Source organism: Rhodococcus sp. 24CO, assembly GCF_050586165.1.
Lineage (GTDB): Bacteria > Actinomycetota > Actinomycetes > Mycobacteriales > Mycobacteriaceae > Rhodococcus_F.
Window position 1 is genome coordinate 248,832 of the sequence record NZ_JAZFNF010000003.1, and the last position, 18,089, is coordinate 266,920.

An 18,089-nucleotide genomic window follows, 5' to 3' on the forward strand; every position below is an offset into this window, starting at 1 on the left:
GGCCATGAGCACCGCGAACAACACCGAGAACACCCACCGCCAGCCGTCGCTACTTGGTCGACGGCTGGCGGTGGGCGGTTTGGCAGCTGTTGTGGTGGGCGCGGTGGCCGGTACCGGCTGGGTGTGGTTCTCGGGCAGCGAGAACAGCTCGCGGGCAGTTGCGATAGTCAACACCGATGCCGGAACCGTGCTGGACGGCGAGGAACTGCGCGCCGGTGACACATTGGTCGAGACTCTGAGCGCGAGCGAGGATTTCGACTTCCATGTCGTGGAGCGCCCCGGCGGTAACTACTTTGCGACGCTCACCGTGCCCGAGGATTTCAGTGAGTCGGTTGCCTCGATGCTGGGCCCGGATCCTCAGCAGGCAAGCATCGACCTCGACGTTCAGGGCACTGACGGAGCGCAGGCGGTGGCACTGACCAGCGCGGTGTCGGCGCAGGTCAGTGCCGACGGTATCAAGGGTTTGATGTCCCAGACGTCGGCTGCTCGACGGGCCTTCGATCAGAATCTCGTGACCGCGCAGATGTTGGTGGCGGGAACAGCGGGCGCCGAGAAGTCGATCGACCAGGTGAAGGCCGGGGCAGACACGATCCTGCCGTACCTGGAAACGGCCCGGGCGGGTTCGCTGGAGTTGACGAGTGTCGCGGAGCAGGTATCCGGCGTCGTGGATCAGGCTGCCGGTTCGGCGGAGGAATTGGCCACGCGCGCAGACTCTCTCGGTCTGACGTTGGGGGAGGCGTCGTCGTCGACCGCAGATCTCAAATCGCGCATCGACTCACTGGCCGGTGCGTTGAGCGGATTGCCCGTGCCGCAGGATATTACGGCGCAATTGGCGAGCGTGAGCACTGACTTGGGCGCCGTGACTGCGCAATTGAACGCGGTACCGTCGATGTTGGGTGGGTCGGTGGGGCCCGATACGGCTCTCGGCGATCTGGTGCGCACTGCCGTCGGCCAATTGCAGGGTGCCAGTGCTCAATTGAACAGCGCTGCCGGTCAATTGAGTGACGGTTTGATTCCGATCGCGGACCAGGCCCCGCAGATGCTCGAGGATGTGACCACTCAGATCACGCAGGGGTTCGGGACTCTCAAGTCGGTCGCGACGTCGTTGGTGACCGGGCTGGACACCGCAAAATCCGGGCTGCCTGCGTTGACCACTCCGCAGCAGGTTCAACTGATGTCGGTGCTGTCCGATCCTGTGGCGGTGAATCAAACCAGTGCCCCGGGAAGTGGATCTGATTCGCGCACAATCGCTTTGGTGTTCGGCGTAGCGACGGCCCTTCTTGCGGGGGCCTTGCTGATGCAAACGGCGGCGCCCCTGGTGAAGGAGCGCCGCCGCGTGGAGCAAGAAGAGCGTGACTAGACGATCAAGCCTGCGGTCTGCGTACGAGCGCGCTCGAAGCGTGCCGTGACGTCGTTCCAGTTCACGATGTTCCAGAATGCCTTGACGTAGTCGCCCTTGACGTTCTGGTAGTCGAGGTAGAAAGCGTGCTCCCACATGTCCAGCATCAGCAGCGGCGTGAGGCCGATGGAGATGTTGCCCTGCTGATCGTAGAGCTGGACGATGACGAGGCGTGCGCCGATGGAATCCCACGCGAGGATGGACCAGCCGGAGCCCTGGATGGCGTTGGCGTTCGCGGAGAAGTGTGCGCGGAAGAGATCGAACGAACCGAAGTTGTCGTCGATCGCTGCGGCGAGTTCGCCTTCGGGCTTGTCGCCACCGTCAGCGCTGAGGTTGTTCCAGAAAACGGTGTGGTTGGTGTGGCCACCGAGGTGGAAAGCCAGGTTCTTCTCGAGCAGGTTGGCCTGCGCGGCGATGGTGTCGTTCTCGCGAGCCTCGGCCAGCTTCTCGAGTGCAGCGTTGGCGCCGGCGACATATGCCGCGTGGTGCTTGTCGTGGTGCAGCTCCATGATCTTGCCCGAGATGTGCGGCTCGAGGGCTGCGTAGTCGTAGGGGAGTTCCGGCAGCGTGTAAACAGACACGAGGGTCCCTTCTTTGCGGGCTCCGTGAGCCCTGCTTCTTCGAGAGTATGGTGCTTGGATTGCGGATCAATCTTGGGTATCCACCCAATAACATTCGTACACGGTCTGCAACAGTTCAGCTCAGGTAGTCATCACCTGACAAAAAAGTTCGGGCACCCGAAAACTGCGTGATCTCGGACATTGGGGCACCCGAGAATTCGTCGTAAAGGTGAACGGAACCTTAAACTTGCTCGATGCCCGCCCCAGTTTTTCTCCCGGAGTCATCAGAGGCCGCACCGCCTCGGGTGCACCTTCCGGGCGCTGACCTGCTGCGCGCATTCGCTGTGGCGGCGGTGATCTACTCCCACATCTCGTTCTACGTCATCGACGATCTCGGCTCCGGTTGGTGGCTGATCGACGTCGTCTACGGCGCTTTGATCGAGCCCGCCCAGCTCAATCAGCACTTGTCCTTTGTCGGAGTCGCGACGTTCATGATGCTGACCGGCGCCCTGGTGACGCGGTCCGCGATACGTGATCGGCCCGGCAAATTCCTGACCAACAGATTGAGCCGGCTGGTACCGGCGTTCTGGGTGGCAATTGCGATAGCCATCCTGTTGGTTCGTCTCGGCATCAACGGCATGTTCAGTGGCCAGGACGGTATTTCGAATACCCAAGCGCTGATGAGTTTTTTCCTCGGCGGGTTCTTTCTCACGCCCGAAGTGGCTGTTCTCGGGGTGACCTGGACGTTGACCGTCCAATTCCTGTTCTACCTTGCCTGTGTGGCGATGCGGCCGATTCTGCGCATGCGTCCGGTCATCATGCCGCTCGGCGGGGCAGCGCTGTGTTCGCTGGTATTGCTCTACAACATTTACGCACCGATGCCGTACACCGTTCCGATGCTCTCGAAGATCGCGGCGACTCTCCCGGCGGTTTTCCTCGGACAGATCATGTACCTCGCGTGGGCGCGGCTGGCCCCGGGGCGGTGGCTGATCGTCGCCGTTCTGGCACAGATTCACGTGATCCTCGTGGCCACCGAGTTCCGCGTCTACTGGGCCGGCGAGAACTATTTGTGGACCATCACCGTCGTAGCCGCCGCAGTGGTCCTCATCGGCCGCTACGACGGCGCCCCGACGCGCTGGGCGTTCGTGAAGTGGTTGTCGACGCGGAGCTACATCATCTACCTCGTCCACACGCTGATCCTGTATCGCGTCGTCGAGAACACGACCCCGCATGTCGGTCCGACACTTGCCTTCGGCCTCTTTCTTGTTGTCACGGCGCTCGTCGCGGAATTCGGATATCGCTGGGTCGAACTGCCAGGCGCCCGAGCCGTCACGGCATGGCGGAACAAGCGCTCACGCGTAGAATCAAAGAATGAGCTGGTACGACGACATTCTGGGGCGAGCGTCCGCACAATCCACCCTGATCAGTCCGCAGGACGCACTGCCAGGACGTGAGACCGCGATGCCGGTGCCGGCCGCGCATTACGTGAACGGGCATCCGCTCACCCCGCCGTTCCCCGAGAGAATGCAGACCGTCGTCGCCGGTATGGGTTGTTTCTGGGGCGCGGAGAAGGAGTTCTGGCAGCTTCCGGGCGTCTACAGCACCGCTGCCGGTTATGCGGGCGGATTCACCCCCAACCCCACGTACGAGGAAACCTGCTCGGGACGCACCGGGCACACCGAAGTAGTGCTCGTCGTCTTTGATCCGGCCGTCATTTCGTACGAGCAGATCCTGGCCCACTTCTGGGAAAACCACGACCCGACGCAGGGGATGCGTCAAGGAAACGACCAGGGTTCGCAGTATCGGTCCGCGATTTTCACAACTTCCGAAGATCAGGAACAGATCGCGCACGCATCTGCTCTTGCATTCGGCAAACGATTGACTGACGCTGGATATGGCGCAATTACGACGGAAATAGGTCCGCTGCGTGATTTCTTCTACGCCGAGGACTATCACCAGCAATATCTTGCAAAAAACCCCGGCGGATATTGCCCGGTACATGCCACGGGAGTCAGCTGCCCGGTAGGACTATTGCGCCAAGATCAGGTGCCGGCACAGACCGATATTCTTCCGCCTCGCGAATAGCTGGTGTTGGAGGACACATGTGATTCCGATCGTTAATACTTGCAACTAGATCGAAATAAAGGGAATCTCGATAGTAAGAGTGTCTTGTCGAGAGAACTGAGCGCATCATGTCCGCTAGCACGCGAGCAACAGCGTCGTTGCTCCGACGCACCATTCACGTCGGCCACGACCCGATGGTCAGGCGTAGTGATCGCATCGAAGGATTCATGTCCTTCGGCTTGATCGTTCTTGCGGTCCTGCTGGTGCCGTTTGCCATCTGGGCAGGCGGCGCAACGGCGGCAAGCCAGAATGCGCTCATCGCCGAACAAGCCAGGAGCACCCATTCCATCGCCGCCGTCACGACGGGCGATTCGGTCACGTCCAGTGTCGCGACGGCCGATTACATTCCTGCGAACACCGAAACATCACCAGCTCAGTGGAATTGGAACGGGCAGGTTCACCGCGAAGACATCATCGTCGACGAGACCACGCCGGCCGGCACTTCCGTCGACATCTACGTCAACGACAACGGTGACAAGACCGTTGCCCCGATCACGGAGAGTGCAGCAGACGTTGCCGCGGTCGTGACCGGAATTTTCACGTGGTTCAGCATCATGTCGCTGCTCACCATCGGTTTCATGCTGATTCGCGTATGGCTCGACCGTAGCCGCGACGCGCAGTGGGACCGGGACCTGCGCGCATTCCTGGACGCGAACAGTTAGGGGGCTTCGCCCCCTGTGCGCCTTTCCGGTAGTGGGCGCTACCAAAAAGGCGCACGGGCCGAAGGCCTAGGCGATCTGCGGCATGACCTCGCTCGCCACCAGTTCGAGATGATCGAGATCGCTCAGATCAAGCGTCTGCAGGTACATACGCTCTGAACCGGCCTCGGCAAATGCGCCGAGTTTGTCCACCAGCTCCGACGGCGTTCCCGCCAACCCGTTTTCACGCAGTTCGTCGACTTCGCGGCCGATGGCAGCGGCCCGCTTGGCGATTTCCGCCTCGTCGCGTCCACAGCACAGGACCAGTGCGTTGGAATACGTCAGCTCGTTCGGATCCCGGTCGATATCGACACAGGCCTGGCGAACGCGTCCGAAGATGTCCTTGGTGTCGCCAGCGGACTGGAACGGGATATTGAACTCGCTGGCATACCGCGCAGCCAGAGCCGGTGTCTTCTTCTTACCGACGCCGCCCATCAGAATGGGCGGTCCGCCGGCCTGGTGCGGCTTCGGCAACGCCGGAGAATTCTTGATCTGCACATGCTTACCGTCGTAGTCGAAATGCTCGCCGACGGGCGTGCGCCACAAGCCCGTCACCACGTCGAGGGTTTCCTCGAGCAGTTCGAAGCGGTCCTTCAGCGCCGGGAACGGAATCCCGTACGCCTGATGCTCCTTCTCGTACCAGCCGGCGCCGATACCGAAGTCGACGCGTCCGCCACTCATCTGGTCCACCTGCGCGACCGAGATGGCAAGCGGGCCGGCGTACCGGAACGTTGCCGACGTGACGAGCGTGCCGAGGCGGATCGTCGACGTCTCGCGGGCGATGCCCGCAAGCGTGATCCAGGCATCGGTCGGTCCGGGAAGGCCCTCGGAATTCATGGCCAGATAGTGATCGGAACGGAAGAACGCTCCGTACCCGAGCTTTTCGGCCGTCTGGGCCACCGCCAGTAGTTGTTCGTAAGTAGCGCCTTGTTGGGGTTCGGTGAAAATACGTAGATCCATGCGCTCAACTCTGCCACTGCCGGTGCGTCAGGGCTGAGTGGGAACAACCACACCCACCTGTCCGGCGGCAAGGCACAGTGACAGCCCCGGGGTCCGCGGCGCTACCTTGACGGTTGTGCCGTCGCCGACAACCTGCACGAATACCGAGTGCAGGCCCTGCTTCACAGGTACGGAGACCGCATCGCCGTTGGTCAAGGACACGTCGATCGTTCCGTCTGCGCTCGCGAGATAGTTGAGCTGAACTGTCCAATCCCAGACGGCCAACGGTCCGTCCAACGTCAGTTCTGTCGGCCCGTCGACGCGTGTTCCACACTGCGGTTCTGTGCCTTCGGGGATCCGTCTGGTGAACGTGACTTCGCCGTCGACGACAGTGCCGTTGTCGTCGATCAGTCGCAGAATCGAGGTGCTGGAAGCAAATTCGGGTCGATCGGGCAATGGCCCGAGTACCTGGGAGGCCATGTTGTTGGGGTTGGTGAAGGGAAGGAGAACCCAGATCGAGACCGGCTGATCGAGCAGCGGCGCATCCGTGTTCTGCGCCAACGAGACCCGCGCATTCTGCAGATAGTCACGCGTCGGGCTTTCTCGCCAGATATTCACGAATGAGAATGTCGAGACCAGGGAACTGGCGACAAACACAACCGAAAGACCCACGGCGATAGCGCGGATCGGCACCTTGGTGTGGGGTTCGACGCGGGGTTCGACGCGTCGTGGCGACGCGAAGTAGAGCGCAATCGCGAGGGCGAACACCGTGGCCGAATCCGTGAAATACCGCAGGGTCTGCGCCAATTCGTACGTGGTGCCCTCCGCGGTGCGGGTAGCGGTCATCGCAACAACCGACGCCAGGAAATACAGAGCGGCGCAGATCCAGATCCAGGCAGCGCCTTGCCGGGAGCGCACGGTGACCACGAGCGCCGCCAGCAGCATGATCCAGGCAGCAATGACCAGGAACATCGGGGGATTGGCCCACGCGGGACCCGGAATCCATCGCTCCCACTGCCACGGCCCACCCAACAATGTCGGGAGCATTCCCAAGGAAGTGCCGTGGTGCAGCAAGGAGGTAGACATGCTGCGACCGTTGCCCGTCACCGGCGATTCGACGGTGAACAGGTACACCGGAATCCAGATCGCGAGCACAACGGCACACGGAATCCACAGCGCCTTGGCTTTTTTCAGGGCTGTGCGAATCGGCGACGCGTCGGACTGCGTGCGCAAGTACAAGACGATGAACACGAGTGCCACAAACGGTACGAGTACCGACTTCTCGAAGAACAGCAACGAGACCACAAAAACAGCTGTCCCCGAGACGGCATAGCGCCGTCGGCCGGTCCGCACGAGTTGTATCGCGTCGCCGCACACCCACGCGAGAGCAATCTGCAGGGGAAGCGCGTTGAGTGCCGCCGACCACCAGGCAAATGCCGGCAAGGTGAGCGGGATGAACAGATATCCGAGCAACGGAATCAGCAGCGCCGGACGCCATCCGAGTACCAGTCTGAGCGTGCGGAGCAGTGCGAGTGATGCCAATGCCTGACCGAGGACAAGCAGCGTCATCGGAAGAGCCCACTGGTACGGGGCAATTCGCGTCACGAGGCCTGTCAGGAAGAAGGCTGCCGGCATGAAGTGACCGTCGTGGTCGTAGAGCAGCAGTTCGCTCGAGAACAGGGGGAAGCGAGCTCCGCGTCCGATCAGGATGAGATCGTCCCAGTAGAAGTAGTTCTGCGACGCCACCCACGTTCGAACGCCGAGAGCAATCGCGATCGACGCGAGTGCGATCGGCAAAACGTGCTTGGCAGTGGGCTTGGTCATCAGGAGAGCTTCGGCATCGGAGGAGTCATCGCCTGGCAATGCTGCCAGGTGCCGTTCCGGCAGTGCTGCAGGTGGCGCGTGAACGGATTGTCCGGTGGCCTCCGGCCGCGAATTCACAGGGAATTCGCCCGCTTGTCAAATTCATCCTCGAGCCTGTGCATCGTTCGCTAACACCTGTCAGTAAACCCACAACCCATGAGCCCTGACCTGTGGATAAAGGCCCGTGGATTCATCCCAAGCTGGGGATGAACCTGTGGATAGTGTGGATAACTCGAGTTTTTCGGTGTCGCAGGTCACATTATCGGCACAAAGTTGTACCCGGAGATGAAGTTCAGGTTACGGAACAGCTCCGAAACCATTTGCTGCCGTTACCGATACGGCGTGACAGAATCGAGCATGTGAACCAGCTACAGGTCTGCGCACGGTGCGCCGCACGATGGCCCGTCGTCGGCCCCGCGGGTAGATGGTGTCCCCGCTGCGGCGGTGTCCTCCTCATGCCGGTCCGCACCGACGTGTATCTGCCACCCGCCCGCCGAGGCTTCCGGTGGATCGCCCGCAACCCCGGGGAACCACGTGGCGTCGGAGATCCTCACCCGCCGGGCGCCGACCCGTCGACGCCCCGATACGACGCCGTTCCGACGTGGGGACTCACCGACATCGTCGACACCAGCCCCGCCGAGGAGTCTCGCGCCGACCGGATGGCCGATCGCGTCGGCTCGTTGCTCACCATTGCGACAGTTCTGTACGGGTTGGCCGTCTTCGCGGAACTCGGCCGCTACGCGATCCTGGTGTACAACCAGACCCGCCTGGTCCCACAACTGTTGTTGTGGCTGTCGGACGCCGCCGTCTACTTCACGCAACTCGGTGGGCTGCTGACGGCTGTGCTCGCCGCCGTGGCCGCGGTGTGTTGGCTGCTGCGTGCGCGCCGCGACCTGTACGCGCGGGAAAAGCGCACCGATCCACGCTCACGCGGTGAAATCCTGGTCGGCTGCGCCGTGCCTGTCCTCAATCTCGTGATGGCACCCGTATATCTACTCGAACTCGTGCGCCGCGACCCGCGCGGCGTTCGGCTCGTCAAGATCTGGTGGGGGTTCTGGGTGTTCAGTGGCTTCCTCCTTGTCGTGAACGCGTATTGGCGCTCGCGACCCGGCCTCCAGGCAATGGCCGACGGAGTGCTCCTCTCGGCCTTCATTGCGTTGATCGCCGCTGCCACCGCTGCGCTCCTGCTGGTGGTGATTCGGCGTATCGAGCACAAGGACTGGCGAGGCGAACCGGACACCGCGACCAGATGGGTGCCGGTTCCACGATCGGTACTGGAAAACGCGCTGCCGGAAAAGGCAGCTGCTCGGTGAGCCCGGATCGCCGTGGCCCGCTTGTCGTAGCGCATCGAGGTGCGTCGGCTGCGCGGCCGGAACACACGCTTGCCGCCTACGAGCTTGCCCTCGCGGAAGGCGCAGACGGGCTCGAGTGCGACGTCCGGCTCACCCGCGACGGCCATCTCGTCTGTGTCCACGACCGCAAGGTCGACCGCACGTCCAGCGGCACAGGCATCGTCAGCGAGATGACCCTCGATTCCCTGACCGCGCTCGACTTCGGATCAACCGGCGAGCCCGCAGATCTGCTCACCCTGTCCGAACTCATCACCTTGGCGCTGGACTTCTCGCGTCCGGTGAAACTGTTCATCGAAACCAAACACCCCGTGCGATACGGCGGACTGGTCGAAGCGAAGCTCCTCGCCGAACTGCACCGCTTCGGCATCGCGTCGCCGCCGTCAGCGGATCATTCCCGGGCCGTCGTGATGTCCTTCTCGGCCAGCGCGGTGTGGCGCGTGCGCCGCGCAGCCCCACTCCTGCCGACAGTGCTTCTCGGCGACGCGTCGCGGTATCTCGGCGGCGGAGCGTCGACGGCTGTCGGTGCGACCGCGATCGGTCCGTCCGTCAAGGCGCTGCGCGAGCATCCTGATCTTGTGGACCGTGCCGCTGCGGCCGGACGCGCAACCTACTGCTGGACCGTTGACGACAAGGCCGATGTGGACCTGTGCCGTGAGCTCGGGGTCAGTTGGGTGGCCACAAACCATCCCGGACGCACGAAGCAATGGCTGGGCAATGCTTAATCGTGCGGGACGCAGTGCTTGATCGTGCGGGACGCAGTGCCTGATCGCGGGTGATGCCGTGTAGTTTTGCCCTCGTGGCTAAGAAGAGCAAGAGAAACAGTGGACCGAAGGTAGACAGTGGGCGCGCAGCGAAGCTCGCCGCCCGCCAAGCAGAGCGTGACGCCGCATCAGGCGCGGTCAACCGCCCGTTCGAAGGCCTCGCGGCAGAGTGCGACCTGGTTGCCATGCGCGAATTTGTTCCTTCGGCCACGGCTCCGCTGCCCGTCATCGGCTCGGACCGTCCCGTCACCGTCGCGACGGTTCTTCCCGGCGCTGTTGCCGCACTCGTCCGCAACGAGGGTGAGACGGCAACCGGATTTGTCGGTGTTCAGGTTCAGGCGCACTCCGCCGACCTGGGCGCAGACCTCGCCGCATCCGTGACCTGGGTTGCCGACGCAGCTCCCGGCGACGCGCTCCCCGCTGCCGATCCCGCCGAGGACACCCCGGCCGTCACCGCCGTCGTCGATCCCGCCGCACTGCTCGACATCACCGTCTACCAGGACTTCAACTGGTGGATCCCCGAAGGAACCGAAACGGATGCGCAGGTCAAGGCCACCGTTGAGCAGGCCAACGCGGCAATCATGCCGTCGGCTCGCCTCGAAGGTGACGGCCTCGTCGCAGCCTGGTGGGTGGACGCCGGCGAGAAGGCGCACCTGCGTTGGGTTCGCCCCGAAAGCGAAGACGACCTGATGCTCGCACTGGCTCGCGTTCACGCTGCCGGTGGACTGAACCTGGGTGAGGGTTCGCGTTACGCGGGATCCTTCCGCACGCACGGCCTCCTCGTTCCGGTCTTCGACCTGGATCCCGAGAAGCACGCAAACGAGTGGGTTGCGGCAACCGTCGAGTTCGGTGACCGTCTGGCACAGGCCCTGGCCGTCGACGCGCCTTTGACGTCGGCGGAACTGCGTTCGCGTGACGGACTGCGTGGACGTCAGGTCACGCTGCGCTGATAGCGCTTCTATAGACGTTACGCCGGGTCACGTATAAAGTTTACGGATGACCTTGGCGCACGACATTTCCGGTAGCGGTCCCACGCTTGTGCTCGTCCATGGCATTGTCCACAGGCGCCAGGCGTGGGATTCGCTTTTGGATCAGCTGACGCCCTATCGGCGCGTCGTCACTGTTGATCTCCCCGGTCACGGGGATTCTGTGCTGCCCGAACTCGGCACTGATGTCATGGGTCAGTTGATCGACGACGTCAGCGAATTCATCGCCGAGGTGACACCGACTGGCGAGCGCGCTCACGTCGCCGGCAACTCTCTCGGCGGATGGATCTCACTGTGCCTCGCGGCACGCGGCGACGTCGCGTCGGCAACGGCGCTCTCGCCGGCCGGATTTTTTGTCAATCACCTGGATCAGGTGCGCGCGATAGCCACGTTTCAGGCACTTCGGAGCACCGCCAAACTCCTCGGCAACCGGTTGCCAGACGCTATGCGGTACAAGCTAATTCGCTATCCAGCGCTTGCCGCTTTCTTTGCGCATCCGAGTCACGTCGGCTACTCCGCAGCCCTGGCCGACTGCCGTTCGCTTATCTCGAATGATCTTGTCGATCTCGGGGCCGAACTCGATTTTGTGCTGCCGCCGATCGTGAATCCCGCTGTGCCCGTGACGGTTGCCTGGGGCCGACGCGACCTGATCCTGCCGGTCTATCAGGCCCATCGCGTGAAAAAGCCCTTCCCGCAAGCAAAACTCATAGTTTTGCCTGGGGTCGGGCATGTTCCGATGACCGACTCGCCCGAGCTGATCAGCTCGATTCTGCTGGCCGGCAGTGAGTTGCGGAGTTAGACGGCTCCGCCGGCAACTGCGGGTGCTCCCGAAGAATCGCCAACGACGCTCATCTCACGAGACACAAAATCCTCGATGTCGAACAGGTTGGCGCCCGCGCGATCCGCGATGGTGAGAAGTGTTGTCATGCTTGCAACTTCCTCGACCTGCTCCTTGAGGAACCACTGCATGAACTGCTCGCCCAAGTAGTCGCCTTCCTCACGAGCGGTGCTCGCGAGCTGAACGATCTGCTCGGTGACCGACTTTTCCTGGGTGAGTGCAATCGCAATGGCTTCCCGGACATCCTTGAAGTCGGACTTGGCGCCGTCGACACCCGTGAGTTCGACGTTGATGCTGCGGTCGAGAAAATACTGGACGATCATCATCGCGTGATTGCGCTCTTCAACGGCCTGCTTGTAGAAGTGCTTGGCAAGCTGCGGAAGATCGGCGTAGTCGAAATAGACAGCAGTTGCCGTGTACTGGTGCGAGGCGTTGAATTCGTTGCGAATCTGGTCTCGCAGGAGCGCATGGAATTTAGTCATGTGTGTGTCACCAGAAGTCATGAACCCCAAGATAATGCAGGTCAGAGGCACTGTCATCCCAGTGCAGCCTTATTGTGGTAAGCGTTTCCAAACTAATGGAAACCTAATTATTCAGCCCCCGGCGCCCGCAATTTTCGGAGCCGTGGCATCTGCTGCGGGCGGATTGTTCATCTCGCGCGCCACAAAGTTTTCCAAGTGGAAAAGATTGTTTCCTGCCCGATCCACGATCGACAACAACGTGGTCATGCTCGCGACTTCCTCAACCTGTTCCTTGAGGAACCACTGCATGAACTGCTCGCCCAGATAGTCCCCGGTGTCCCGAGCAGTGCGAGCCAGACGCGTGATCTGATTTGTCACCGTGTGCTCCTGCTCGAGCGCCAACTCCACAGGTCCGCGTACATTTTCGAACTTCGTGACAACCTCGTCGACTCCGGGAATCTCGACCTCGAGATCGTTGTCCAGCAAGTACTGGATCATCATCATGGCGTGGGCGCGTTCTTCGCTCGCCTGCTTGTAGAAACGCGTCGCCATTTGCGGAAGATCATGCGAATCGAAGTACACGGCAACCGCGACGTACTGCTGAGACGCCGTGAACTCGTTACGGATCTGCTCACGCAGAAGAAGGGTGAATTCGCTCGAGTTCTTCGCCTGTGTCATGTCTCCAGGTTACTGCGTGCAGGCCGCCTTCCGGGATCTACGTCGTTCAGCCGGGTGTGACCAATTCCGCAGGAATCTGCTGATCATTGGCGAGCGCGTCGAAGAATTGTGATGCCCTGGTCTTGTCCCACAACAGGACGTCACCCGAGCCGTCGACGTAGTCGAATCCGCCGACGGGAACCGTCGTGGTTGTCATGCCGCCGCGCAGAGCCCACGCGAGTGACGCCAGATTCCAAATGTGGTCACCGTTGTCGACCTGAAGCGACTTTGCCGTGTCGGTGGCAAGGGACCACAACCGGAACGGATTGAGGAACGTCGTAGGACTGGTGGCCTTCGACAGCAGAGCCGACATGAACTTGCGCTGATTGTTCATGCGATCCAGATCGGCCAACGCCGTCGCGCGGGTACGCACAAATCCGAGCGCCTCCGAGCCCGTCAGGTCCTGACACCCGGCAGACAAGTTGATACCGGCAAGCGGATCGTCGATCGGAGAATCCAGGCACACGTTGACCCCACCGACAGCGTCGACGATGCCCGCAAAACCGCTGAATCCGATTTCCGCATAGTGGTCGATCCGCAAACCCGTTGCTTCCTCGACGGTCTGCACCAGCAACGGCGCCCCGCCCCACGCGAATGCGGCATTGATCTTGTCGGAACCCTCACCAGGAATCGGCACGTACGAGTCACGCGGAATGCTGACCATCGTGGTCTTCCCACTCTTGGGCACATGGACCAGCATGATCGTGTCCGTGCGCTTGGGTCCGGTATCGCCACCGGTCGCGAGCGCCTGCTCCTGCTCCGGAGTCAGACCGTCGCGGCTGTCCGAACCCACGATCAACCAGTTCGTGCCAGGCGTATCCGCGACCCGGCCGGCGTAGTCGGGAAGTGCGTCGATTCGATTCAGTGAATTGTCGACGTAGAAAATCGCGCCGACAAACGCGAGCAGCAGCACCAGCAACGTGATGCCGATGCGCTTGCCCCAATGCTTGCGTCGACGAGGCGCCGACGGCGGCTGCTGACGCGGCGGTGGCTGGCGGGGCGGCTGGTTGGGCGGCGTCCTGCGTGGCGGTGGCGGGGGTGCTTGACGGTATTGCTGTGGCTGACGGTTCTGCTGCTGGGGGTCCCGGTACGGCTGCGGTTGCTGCGGCGGGGCCCAGTTGTTGCGGTTTTGGGGTGGCGGGGTCTGCGACCAGGCTCGGTTCTGCGGCGCTGGGTTCTGGGGCGGCCGGCCGTCACGGCGGATGACCTGAGTTCCCTCGGGCGGGCGCGCTCCCTCTGGCGGCCGCTGTCCCTCTGGTCGCCGCGGTGGCTGGCGCCGCGGCGGCGGACCCTGCGGTGGAGGACCCGGTCGCGGCGGGCGCTGAGGATAGGGGGAGTCGCCGGTCACCAGTTCACGGTACCGGTCACGGCAACCAACCCACATGATCGCGAAGGAGGGCGTAACCGATGAACGCCACCATGTCGATGAGCGCGTGGGCGATGATCAACGGCCACAGGCGGCCCGTTCGCTGCCAGTACCGACCGAAGATCAACCCCATGACAACGTTGCCGACACCACCACCGAAGCCTTGGTACAGGTGATAGCTGCCCCGCAGCAGCGACGACGCGAGCAGCGACGAGTTCTCGCCCCAACCGAGCAGGCGCAGCCGGCTGATCAGATACGCGACAACAAGAACTTCCTCGGCGCTCGAGTTCGCGATCGCCGAGAGAATCAGGATCGGGACGCGCCACCAGTGATCGTCGAGGGCACTCGCCTGCACCGTGAGGTTGATGTTCAACGCCTGCGCCGCGAGGTAGAACAGCAGGCCGGGAAGGCCGATCAAGGCGGCAAGGCCGAAGCCGGGCGCAATGTCGCGTCGTAGCTTCGGTTTGGGAGGGAGGCCGGCCGCGGTCGGACCGATACCCGCCCGCCAGAGCAGGTACAGGCCGAGTGCAGCCCACGCGAACAGTCTTGCGACACTCAGTAATTGGCGAGCCAGGTCGATCCAGTCGATAGCTGCCTGCGACGGATTGAGTGCCACCGTCTGATCGGACAGCGCGACCGGCGTTGCGAGAGATTCGAGGAGCGACAAGACGCCGGAGAGGCCGCTGAGGCCGAAGGTGACCAGCAGGACGATCGTGATCTCGATCCGCACACCGCGGCGTTCGGACGCATCGAGAGCGGGTCCGGCGGGAGCGGGTGGGTTCAACCACGAGCGGACGGTTTGGCGGGCATTCACCCGCGCAACGCTATCCGTTGGTCGCGCCGCCCGTGACATGTGAACCGCCGGGGCGCAGACCGTTGAGGAACGGGCAGCCGACAAGGATGCGGATCGCGCGGGACAGCGAGATGGCGTCGTCGACGGGGTTGGCAAACGGCATCCAGACGTCTCGGTCGCCGGTGTGGTCCTCGACGCGCAGGCGCAGTCCGTAGCGATCGATTCCGAGGGGGCGTACCCGTCCGGTGCGCAGGTACGAGGGCAGTTTGCGTGTGAGCATGTCCACAAGGTCGCTGTGATCGTCGTCGAGGTGCTGCAGCCACGCCGTTTCCATTTCGCAGAACGGATCGGGGCGAGCCGCGAGCAGGTCCTCCACGGCGACGGGTTCGGCGCCTGACGAGTCCGCGACAACGGCCGACGCGAGGCTCAGCCGGAGTAGTACGGAGGTGTGGCCGAGGTCGAGGAGCGCGGGGTGCGGGTGTTCGGCGGCGACGTCGTCGGCCAGTACCCGCGATTCGTAGTCCGGCACCGCGTGCAGGGTGCCGCGCAGCCAGACGAGTGAGCGGACAGGTTCCCGCAGCGCCAGCGGAGCGTGGTCCGTGAGCTCCAGCACTGCAGGTAGGCCGCCGTTTCCGGCACTCCAGGCGAGTGCTGTTGCAGCCGAACCGGAGGGGACGGCCACAACGATGTCGCCGTTGGATCGCAGGTGGTGCACCGATGTGACGGTCGGTTCGCTGCCTTCGATGGCGAGAACCGCATCCTGGGCTCGGGCACAGGCGCTACGTACTCGTTCGGCGGTGGATGGACCGGTGCTCGTTTTCGTAGCCATGCTGCCCCCTCGGTGGGTGTTTCCGATTACCTCACCGGTTGATGAGGTAACCCTAACCTAAGCTGCTGTGGTGTGAATCGCAAGACTTTTGCGCAACTCGCCTGAAATCCCCGACCCCACCCGCTACTACGGTGTAGCGGTGGCCATACCTCTTTCCCTCGGGTTGCCCCCGAAAAGTTCCCGCGGACTGCTCGACGGACTCCTGCTCGGCGCCCCTGGCGAACCCCGCGTTGTTCCCGCATCTGCCCTGCTCGGAGCCGAATCCGCCGGACGCGTCGTAGTTCTCCTCGATATCGACCCCGCGCGATTGCGAGCGGATGCCGACGCGTCGTACGAAGCCGTGCGCTTTGATCTGGAGTGCACAACCGACCAGATCGGTGACGCCATCGCGCTCCGCGTGCCCGCCCCGCTCGCGGTGTACGTCGACGGCGGCGACGAGGTTCTGTCTCCGGCTGAATCGGCTGCGCTGCTCTGTGAAGGTGGCCGCATTCCGGGACTCGACTCAGGGCACTCACCTGCCGAAATCGCGGATTTCCTGGCGGTGCTGGCCCACGAATCGGTGGGATTTGTCGCCCGAGCGGCCAACGCCGACGAGGTGATCGGATTGCTGTGCGGAACCATGGCGGCCCTGCGCGGCGACGACGCCCGCGCTGCGATCCTCGACCCGCAGCCCGCAAAACTGGCCGCGCTGATCCCCGAAGCCCAGTCCGCGTTGCGCGAGGTTCTCCTCACGATCGAGGTCTCTGATCCGACTTCCGTAGAAACGGCACTACGTTCGGCAGGTTTGAGCTGATCGTTGCGTAACCTTTGAGGCGTGCCAAAAATCGCGTATTTCGGTCCGTCGGGAACCTTCACGGAGATAGCGCTCGCCCAGTTCGAGGCAGAGGGCGCATTCGACGAGCTGGTCGAACGGGTGCCTGCGGGTAGTCCGCCCTCGACGCTCGACCTGGTTCGTGACGGCGTTGTCGACGGCGCCGTGGTGCCGTTCGAGAACTCGGTGGAAGGCGGTGTCGCGCCGACGCTGGACTCACTCGCGTTGGGTTCGCCGCTGCAGATCGTGGCCGAGACCGAGATCGAGGTGAGCTTCTCCATCCTCGTTCGCGACGGCGTCACCGCGGATCAAGTGCGCACCATCGGCGCCTATCCGCATGCAAGCGCCCAGGTTCGAGAGTGGATCGCGGCCAATCTCCCGAACGCGGAAGTTGTGATCTCCTCATCCAATGCCGGTGCCGCGCTGGACGTGCAGGCGGGAACCGTCGACGCCGGTGTGTCCACAGCCTTGGCCGGTCAGATGCTCGGATTGGCAAGCCTTGCAGACAATGTCGCCGACGTGGGCGGGGCCGTGACGCGATTCGTGCTGGTCACCAAACCTGCGCCAGTTCCGGCCAGAACCGGCGCAGACCGCACCGCCTTGGTGCTCCATCTGGACAACGCTCCTGGATCGCTGGTTCAGGCGCTTTCCGAATTTGCAGCTCGCGGAATCGATTTGACGCGAATCGAGTCTCGTCCGATGCGCACGGAGCTGGGAACCTACCGATTCTTCGTCGACTGCGTCGGGCATGTTGAGGACTCCCTGGTGGCAGAAGCGATGCGCGCGTTGTATCGCAAATCCGGAGTGCGCTTCCTGGGGTCGTGGGCGACCGCGAATTCGACAGGGCCACAGCCTCCTTCGGATGACACAGCAATAGCGTGGATCGAAGAACTCAAGCGCGGAGAGGGAGAACGATGACCGGCAGGCTCATCCTCGTTCGGCACGGTCAGACCGAAGCCAACGTCGCCAAGCGGCTCGACACCGCACTGCCTGGAGCCAAACTCACCCTGGAAGGGCTGGCGCAGGCCGAAGTTCTGGGTAAGGGTCTGGCCGCCGCACCGCCACTTGCCTTGGTGTCGTCTTTGGCGTTGCGAGCAAGGCAGACAGCGGGATTCGTCGAACAGGCCGCTGGGGTCTCGCTGGACGTTCGAGACGGTTTGCATGAAGTGCAGGCAGGCGACCTGGAAGATCGAACCGACGAAGAAGCGCACCGACTGTTTGTCGAAACTTTCCATCACTGGCACACCGGCAATCTCGGTGCCCGCATACCCGGTGGCGAAACCGGTTACGACGTCTTGGAACGATATGTCCCCGTAGTCAACTCACTGCGCGACGAGTTTCTCGAAGGATCACCAGGGGCCGGCGATATCGTCGTTGTGAGCCACGGCGCCGCCATCAGGCTGGTCGCAGCTCAGCTCGCGGGCATCCCGGGGCTGTTCGCGGCGAACAATCACCTCGCGAACACCGAAAGCGTCGAACTTCTGCCGCGCGCCGACGGCGGTTGGGAGTGCCTGCGCTGGGGGACGGTGAACCCGCCGTTCGAGCACCGGCTCATCCCGGGCGCCGACGACGTGATGGGCTGACGCTCCAGC

At 62.9% G+C, this 18,089-nt stretch carries 19 protein-coding genes; 11 read left to right on the top strand and 8 right to left on the bottom strand.

What is annotated here, in order from left to right; genetic code table 11:
* Positions 1 to 4: 4 nt before the first annotated feature.
* A complete protein-coding gene (locus V2B23_RS08405) occupies positions 5 to 1,360 on the top strand; it encodes a hypothetical protein (protein ID WP_430949932.1) in 1,356 nt (451 codons plus the stop codon).
* Here V2B23_RS08405 and V2B23_RS08410 read toward each other — a convergent pair.
* Positions 1,357 to 1,980, bottom strand: a complete 624-nt coding sequence (locus V2B23_RS08410; protein WP_033235191.1) for a superoxide dismutase — start codon at positions 1,978 to 1,980, stop codon at positions 1,357 to 1,359. The two genes, V2B23_RS08405 and V2B23_RS08410, sit on opposite strands and share 4 nt — an antisense overlap.
* 233 nt (positions 1,981 to 2,213) lie before the next feature.
* Between V2B23_RS08410 and V2B23_RS08415 the strand changes: the two genes are divergently transcribed.
* From V2B23_RS08415 to V2B23_RS08425, 3 genes are all read left to right on the top strand, one after another.
* Positions 2,214 to 3,413 carry an acyltransferase family protein gene (locus V2B23_RS08415; RefSeq protein WP_430949933.1) on the top strand — a complete coding sequence of 400 codons (1,200 nt, stop codon included), beginning with the start codon at positions 2,214 to 2,216 and terminating at the stop codon, positions 3,411 to 3,413.
* Complete coding sequence (gene msrA, locus V2B23_RS08420) at positions 3,331 to 4,044, top strand: peptide-methionine (S)-S-oxide reductase MsrA (RefSeq protein WP_430949934.1); 714 nt, start codon at positions 3,331 to 3,333, stop codon at positions 4,042 to 4,044. The genes V2B23_RS08415 and msrA overlap by 83 nt, the downstream gene beginning before the upstream one ends.
* Before the next feature lie 107 nt (positions 4,045 to 4,151).
* On the top strand, positions 4,152 to 4,745 hold the full coding sequence (locus tag V2B23_RS08425; RefSeq protein WP_430949935.1) for an Rv1733c family protein: 594 nt from the start codon (positions 4,152 to 4,154) through the stop codon (positions 4,743 to 4,745).
* Between the two features lie 66 nt (positions 4,746 to 4,811).
* On the opposite strand, the gene V2B23_RS08430 is transcribed toward V2B23_RS08425, so the two are convergent.
* Both V2B23_RS08430 and V2B23_RS08435 read right to left on the bottom strand, forming a co-directional pair.
* On the bottom strand, positions 4,812 to 5,741 hold the full coding sequence (locus V2B23_RS08430; protein ID WP_430949936.1) for an LLM class F420-dependent oxidoreductase: 930 nt from the start codon (positions 5,739 to 5,741) through the stop codon (positions 4,812 to 4,814).
* A gap of 27 nt (positions 5,742 to 5,768) precedes the next feature.
* The gene (locus V2B23_RS08435; RefSeq protein ID WP_430949937.1) at positions 5,769 to 7,544 is read right to left on the bottom strand and encodes a hypothetical protein; all 1,776 of its coding nucleotides are present in this window, start codon (positions 7,542 to 7,544) and stop codon (positions 5,769 to 5,771) included.
* 494 nt (positions 7,545 to 8,038) lie between these two features.
* Here V2B23_RS08435 and V2B23_RS08440 point away from each other — a divergent pair, with 494 nt between their 5' ends.
* The 4 genes from V2B23_RS08440 to V2B23_RS08455 all read left to right on the top strand — a co-directional run bounded on the left by V2B23_RS08440 (position 8,039) and on the right by V2B23_RS08455 (position 11,481).
* Positions 8,039 to 8,896, top strand: coding sequence for a DUF4328 domain-containing protein (locus V2B23_RS08440; RefSeq protein ID WP_430949938.1), 858 nt, complete (start codon positions 8,039 to 8,041; stop codon positions 8,894 to 8,896).
* Positions 8,893 to 9,657 carry a glycerophosphodiester phosphodiesterase gene (locus V2B23_RS08445; RefSeq protein WP_430949939.1) on the top strand — a complete coding sequence of 255 codons (765 nt, stop codon included), beginning with the start codon at positions 8,893 to 8,895 and terminating at the stop codon, positions 9,655 to 9,657. The genes V2B23_RS08440 and V2B23_RS08445 overlap by 4 nt, the downstream gene beginning before the upstream one ends.
* Before the next feature lie 74 nt (positions 9,658 to 9,731).
* Positions 9,732 to 10,646 carry a DUF5926 family protein gene (locus tag V2B23_RS08450; RefSeq protein ID WP_033235247.1) on the top strand — a complete coding sequence of 305 codons (915 nt, stop codon included), beginning with the start codon at positions 9,732 to 9,734 and terminating at the stop codon, positions 10,644 to 10,646.
* Positions 10,647 to 10,692: 46 nt separating this feature from the next.
* Entirely contained in the window at positions 10,693 to 11,481 is a 789-nt protein-coding gene (locus V2B23_RS08455; RefSeq protein WP_430949940.1) for an alpha/beta fold hydrolase, read from the top strand.
* On the opposite strand, the gene V2B23_RS08460 is transcribed toward V2B23_RS08455, so the two are convergent.
* The 5 genes from V2B23_RS08460 to V2B23_RS08480 all read right to left on the bottom strand — a co-directional run bounded on the left by V2B23_RS08460 (position 11,478) and on the right by V2B23_RS08480 (position 15,686).
* Positions 11,478 to 12,023, bottom strand: coding sequence for a ferritin (locus tag V2B23_RS08460; RefSeq protein ID WP_430949941.1), 546 nt, complete (start codon positions 12,021 to 12,023; stop codon positions 11,478 to 11,480). The two genes, V2B23_RS08455 and V2B23_RS08460, sit on opposite strands and share 4 nt — an antisense overlap.
* Positions 12,024 to 12,113: 90 nt before the next feature.
* A complete protein-coding gene (locus V2B23_RS08465) occupies positions 12,114 to 12,659 on the bottom strand; it encodes a ferritin (RefSeq protein WP_430949942.1) in 546 nt (181 codons plus the stop codon).
* Between the two features lie 46 nt (positions 12,660 to 12,705).
* On the bottom strand, positions 12,706 to 14,046 hold the full coding sequence (locus V2B23_RS08470; protein ID WP_430949943.1) for an LCP family protein: 1,341 nt from the start codon (positions 14,044 to 14,046) through the stop codon (positions 12,706 to 12,708).
* Between the two features lie 16 nt (positions 14,047 to 14,062).
* Positions 14,063 to 14,917 (bottom strand): CPBP family intramembrane glutamic endopeptidase, encoded by an 855-nt coding sequence (locus tag V2B23_RS08475; RefSeq protein WP_430949944.1) that lies wholly within the window; start codon positions 14,915 to 14,917, stop codon positions 14,063 to 14,065.
* Entirely contained in the window at positions 14,889 to 15,686 is a 798-nt protein-coding gene (locus V2B23_RS08480; RefSeq protein WP_430949945.1) for a DUF2470 domain-containing protein, read from the bottom strand. Before V2B23_RS08480 ends, V2B23_RS08475 begins: the two co-directional genes overlap by 29 nt.
* Positions 15,687 to 15,825: 139 nt before the next feature.
* Between V2B23_RS08480 and V2B23_RS08485 the strand changes: the two genes are divergently transcribed.
* Genes V2B23_RS08485 through V2B23_RS08495 form a run of 3 tightly spaced genes read left to right on the top strand, consistent with a single transcriptional unit; the run spans position 15,826 to position 18,080 of the window.
* Positions 15,826 to 16,479 carry a hypothetical protein gene (locus V2B23_RS08485; RefSeq protein ID WP_430949946.1) on the top strand — a complete coding sequence of 218 codons (654 nt, stop codon included), beginning with the start codon at positions 15,826 to 15,828 and terminating at the stop codon, positions 16,477 to 16,479.
* 21 nt (positions 16,480 to 16,500) lie between these two features.
* A complete protein-coding gene (gene pheA / locus V2B23_RS08490; RefSeq protein ID WP_430949947.1) occupies positions 16,501 to 17,415 on the top strand; it encodes a prephenate dehydratase in 915 nt (304 codons plus the stop codon).
* Positions 17,412 to 18,080 carry a histidine phosphatase family protein gene (locus V2B23_RS08495; protein WP_430949948.1) on the top strand — a complete coding sequence of 223 codons (669 nt, stop codon included), beginning with the start codon at positions 17,412 to 17,414 and terminating at the stop codon, positions 18,078 to 18,080. The genes pheA and V2B23_RS08495 overlap by 4 nt, the downstream gene beginning before the upstream one ends.
* The last annotated feature ends 9 nt before the right edge of the window (positions 18,081 to 18,089 follow it).

What these genes read in the sequence shown, in the direction of transcription:
- V2B23_RS08405 (WP_430949932.1), top strand. Translation starts at nt 5, where the DNA reads ATGAGCACCGCGAACAACACCGAGAACACCCACCGCCAGCCGTCGCTA.
- V2B23_RS08415 (WP_430949933.1), top strand. Translation starts at nt 2,214, where the DNA reads ATGCCCGCCCCAGTTTTTCTCCCGGAGTCATCAGAGGCCGCACCGCCT.
- msrA (WP_430949934.1), top strand. Translation starts at nt 3,331, where the DNA reads ATGAGCTGGTACGACGACATTCTGGGGCGAGCGTCCGCACAATCCACC.
- V2B23_RS08425 (WP_430949935.1), top strand. Translation starts at nt 4,152, where the DNA reads ATGTCCGCTAGCACGCGAGCAACAGCGTCGTTGCTCCGACGCACCATT.
- V2B23_RS08430 (WP_430949936.1), bottom strand. Translation starts at nt 5,741, where the DNA reads ATGGATCTACGTATTTTCACCGAACCCCAACAAGGCGCTACTTACGAA.
- V2B23_RS08435 (WP_430949937.1), bottom strand. Translation starts at nt 7,544, where the DNA reads ATGACCAAGCCCACTGCCAAGCACGTTTTGCCGATCGCACTCGCGTCG.
- V2B23_RS08440 (WP_430949938.1), top strand. Translation starts at nt 8,039, where the DNA reads ATGCCGGTCCGCACCGACGTGTATCTGCCACCCGCCCGCCGAGGCTTC.
- V2B23_RS08455 (WP_430949940.1), top strand. Translation starts at nt 10,693, where the DNA reads ATGACCTTGGCGCACGACATTTCCGGTAGCGGTCCCACGCTTGTGCTC.
- V2B23_RS08460 (WP_430949941.1), bottom strand. Translation starts at nt 12,023, where the DNA reads ATGACTTCTGGTGACACACACATGACTAAATTCCATGCGCTCCTGCGA.
- V2B23_RS08465 (WP_430949942.1), bottom strand. Translation starts at nt 12,659, where the DNA reads ATGACACAGGCGAAGAACTCGAGCGAATTCACCCTTCTTCTGCGTGAG.
- V2B23_RS08475 (WP_430949944.1), bottom strand. Translation starts at nt 14,917, where the DNA reads ATGTCACGGGCGGCGCGACCAACGGATAGCGTTGCGCGGGTGAATGCC.
- V2B23_RS08480 (WP_430949945.1), bottom strand. Translation starts at nt 15,686, where the DNA reads ATGGCTACGAAAACGAGCACCGGTCCATCCACCGCCGAACGAGTACGT.
- V2B23_RS08495 (WP_430949948.1), top strand. Translation starts at nt 17,412, where the DNA reads ATGACCGGCAGGCTCATCCTCGTTCGGCACGGTCAGACCGAAGCCAAC.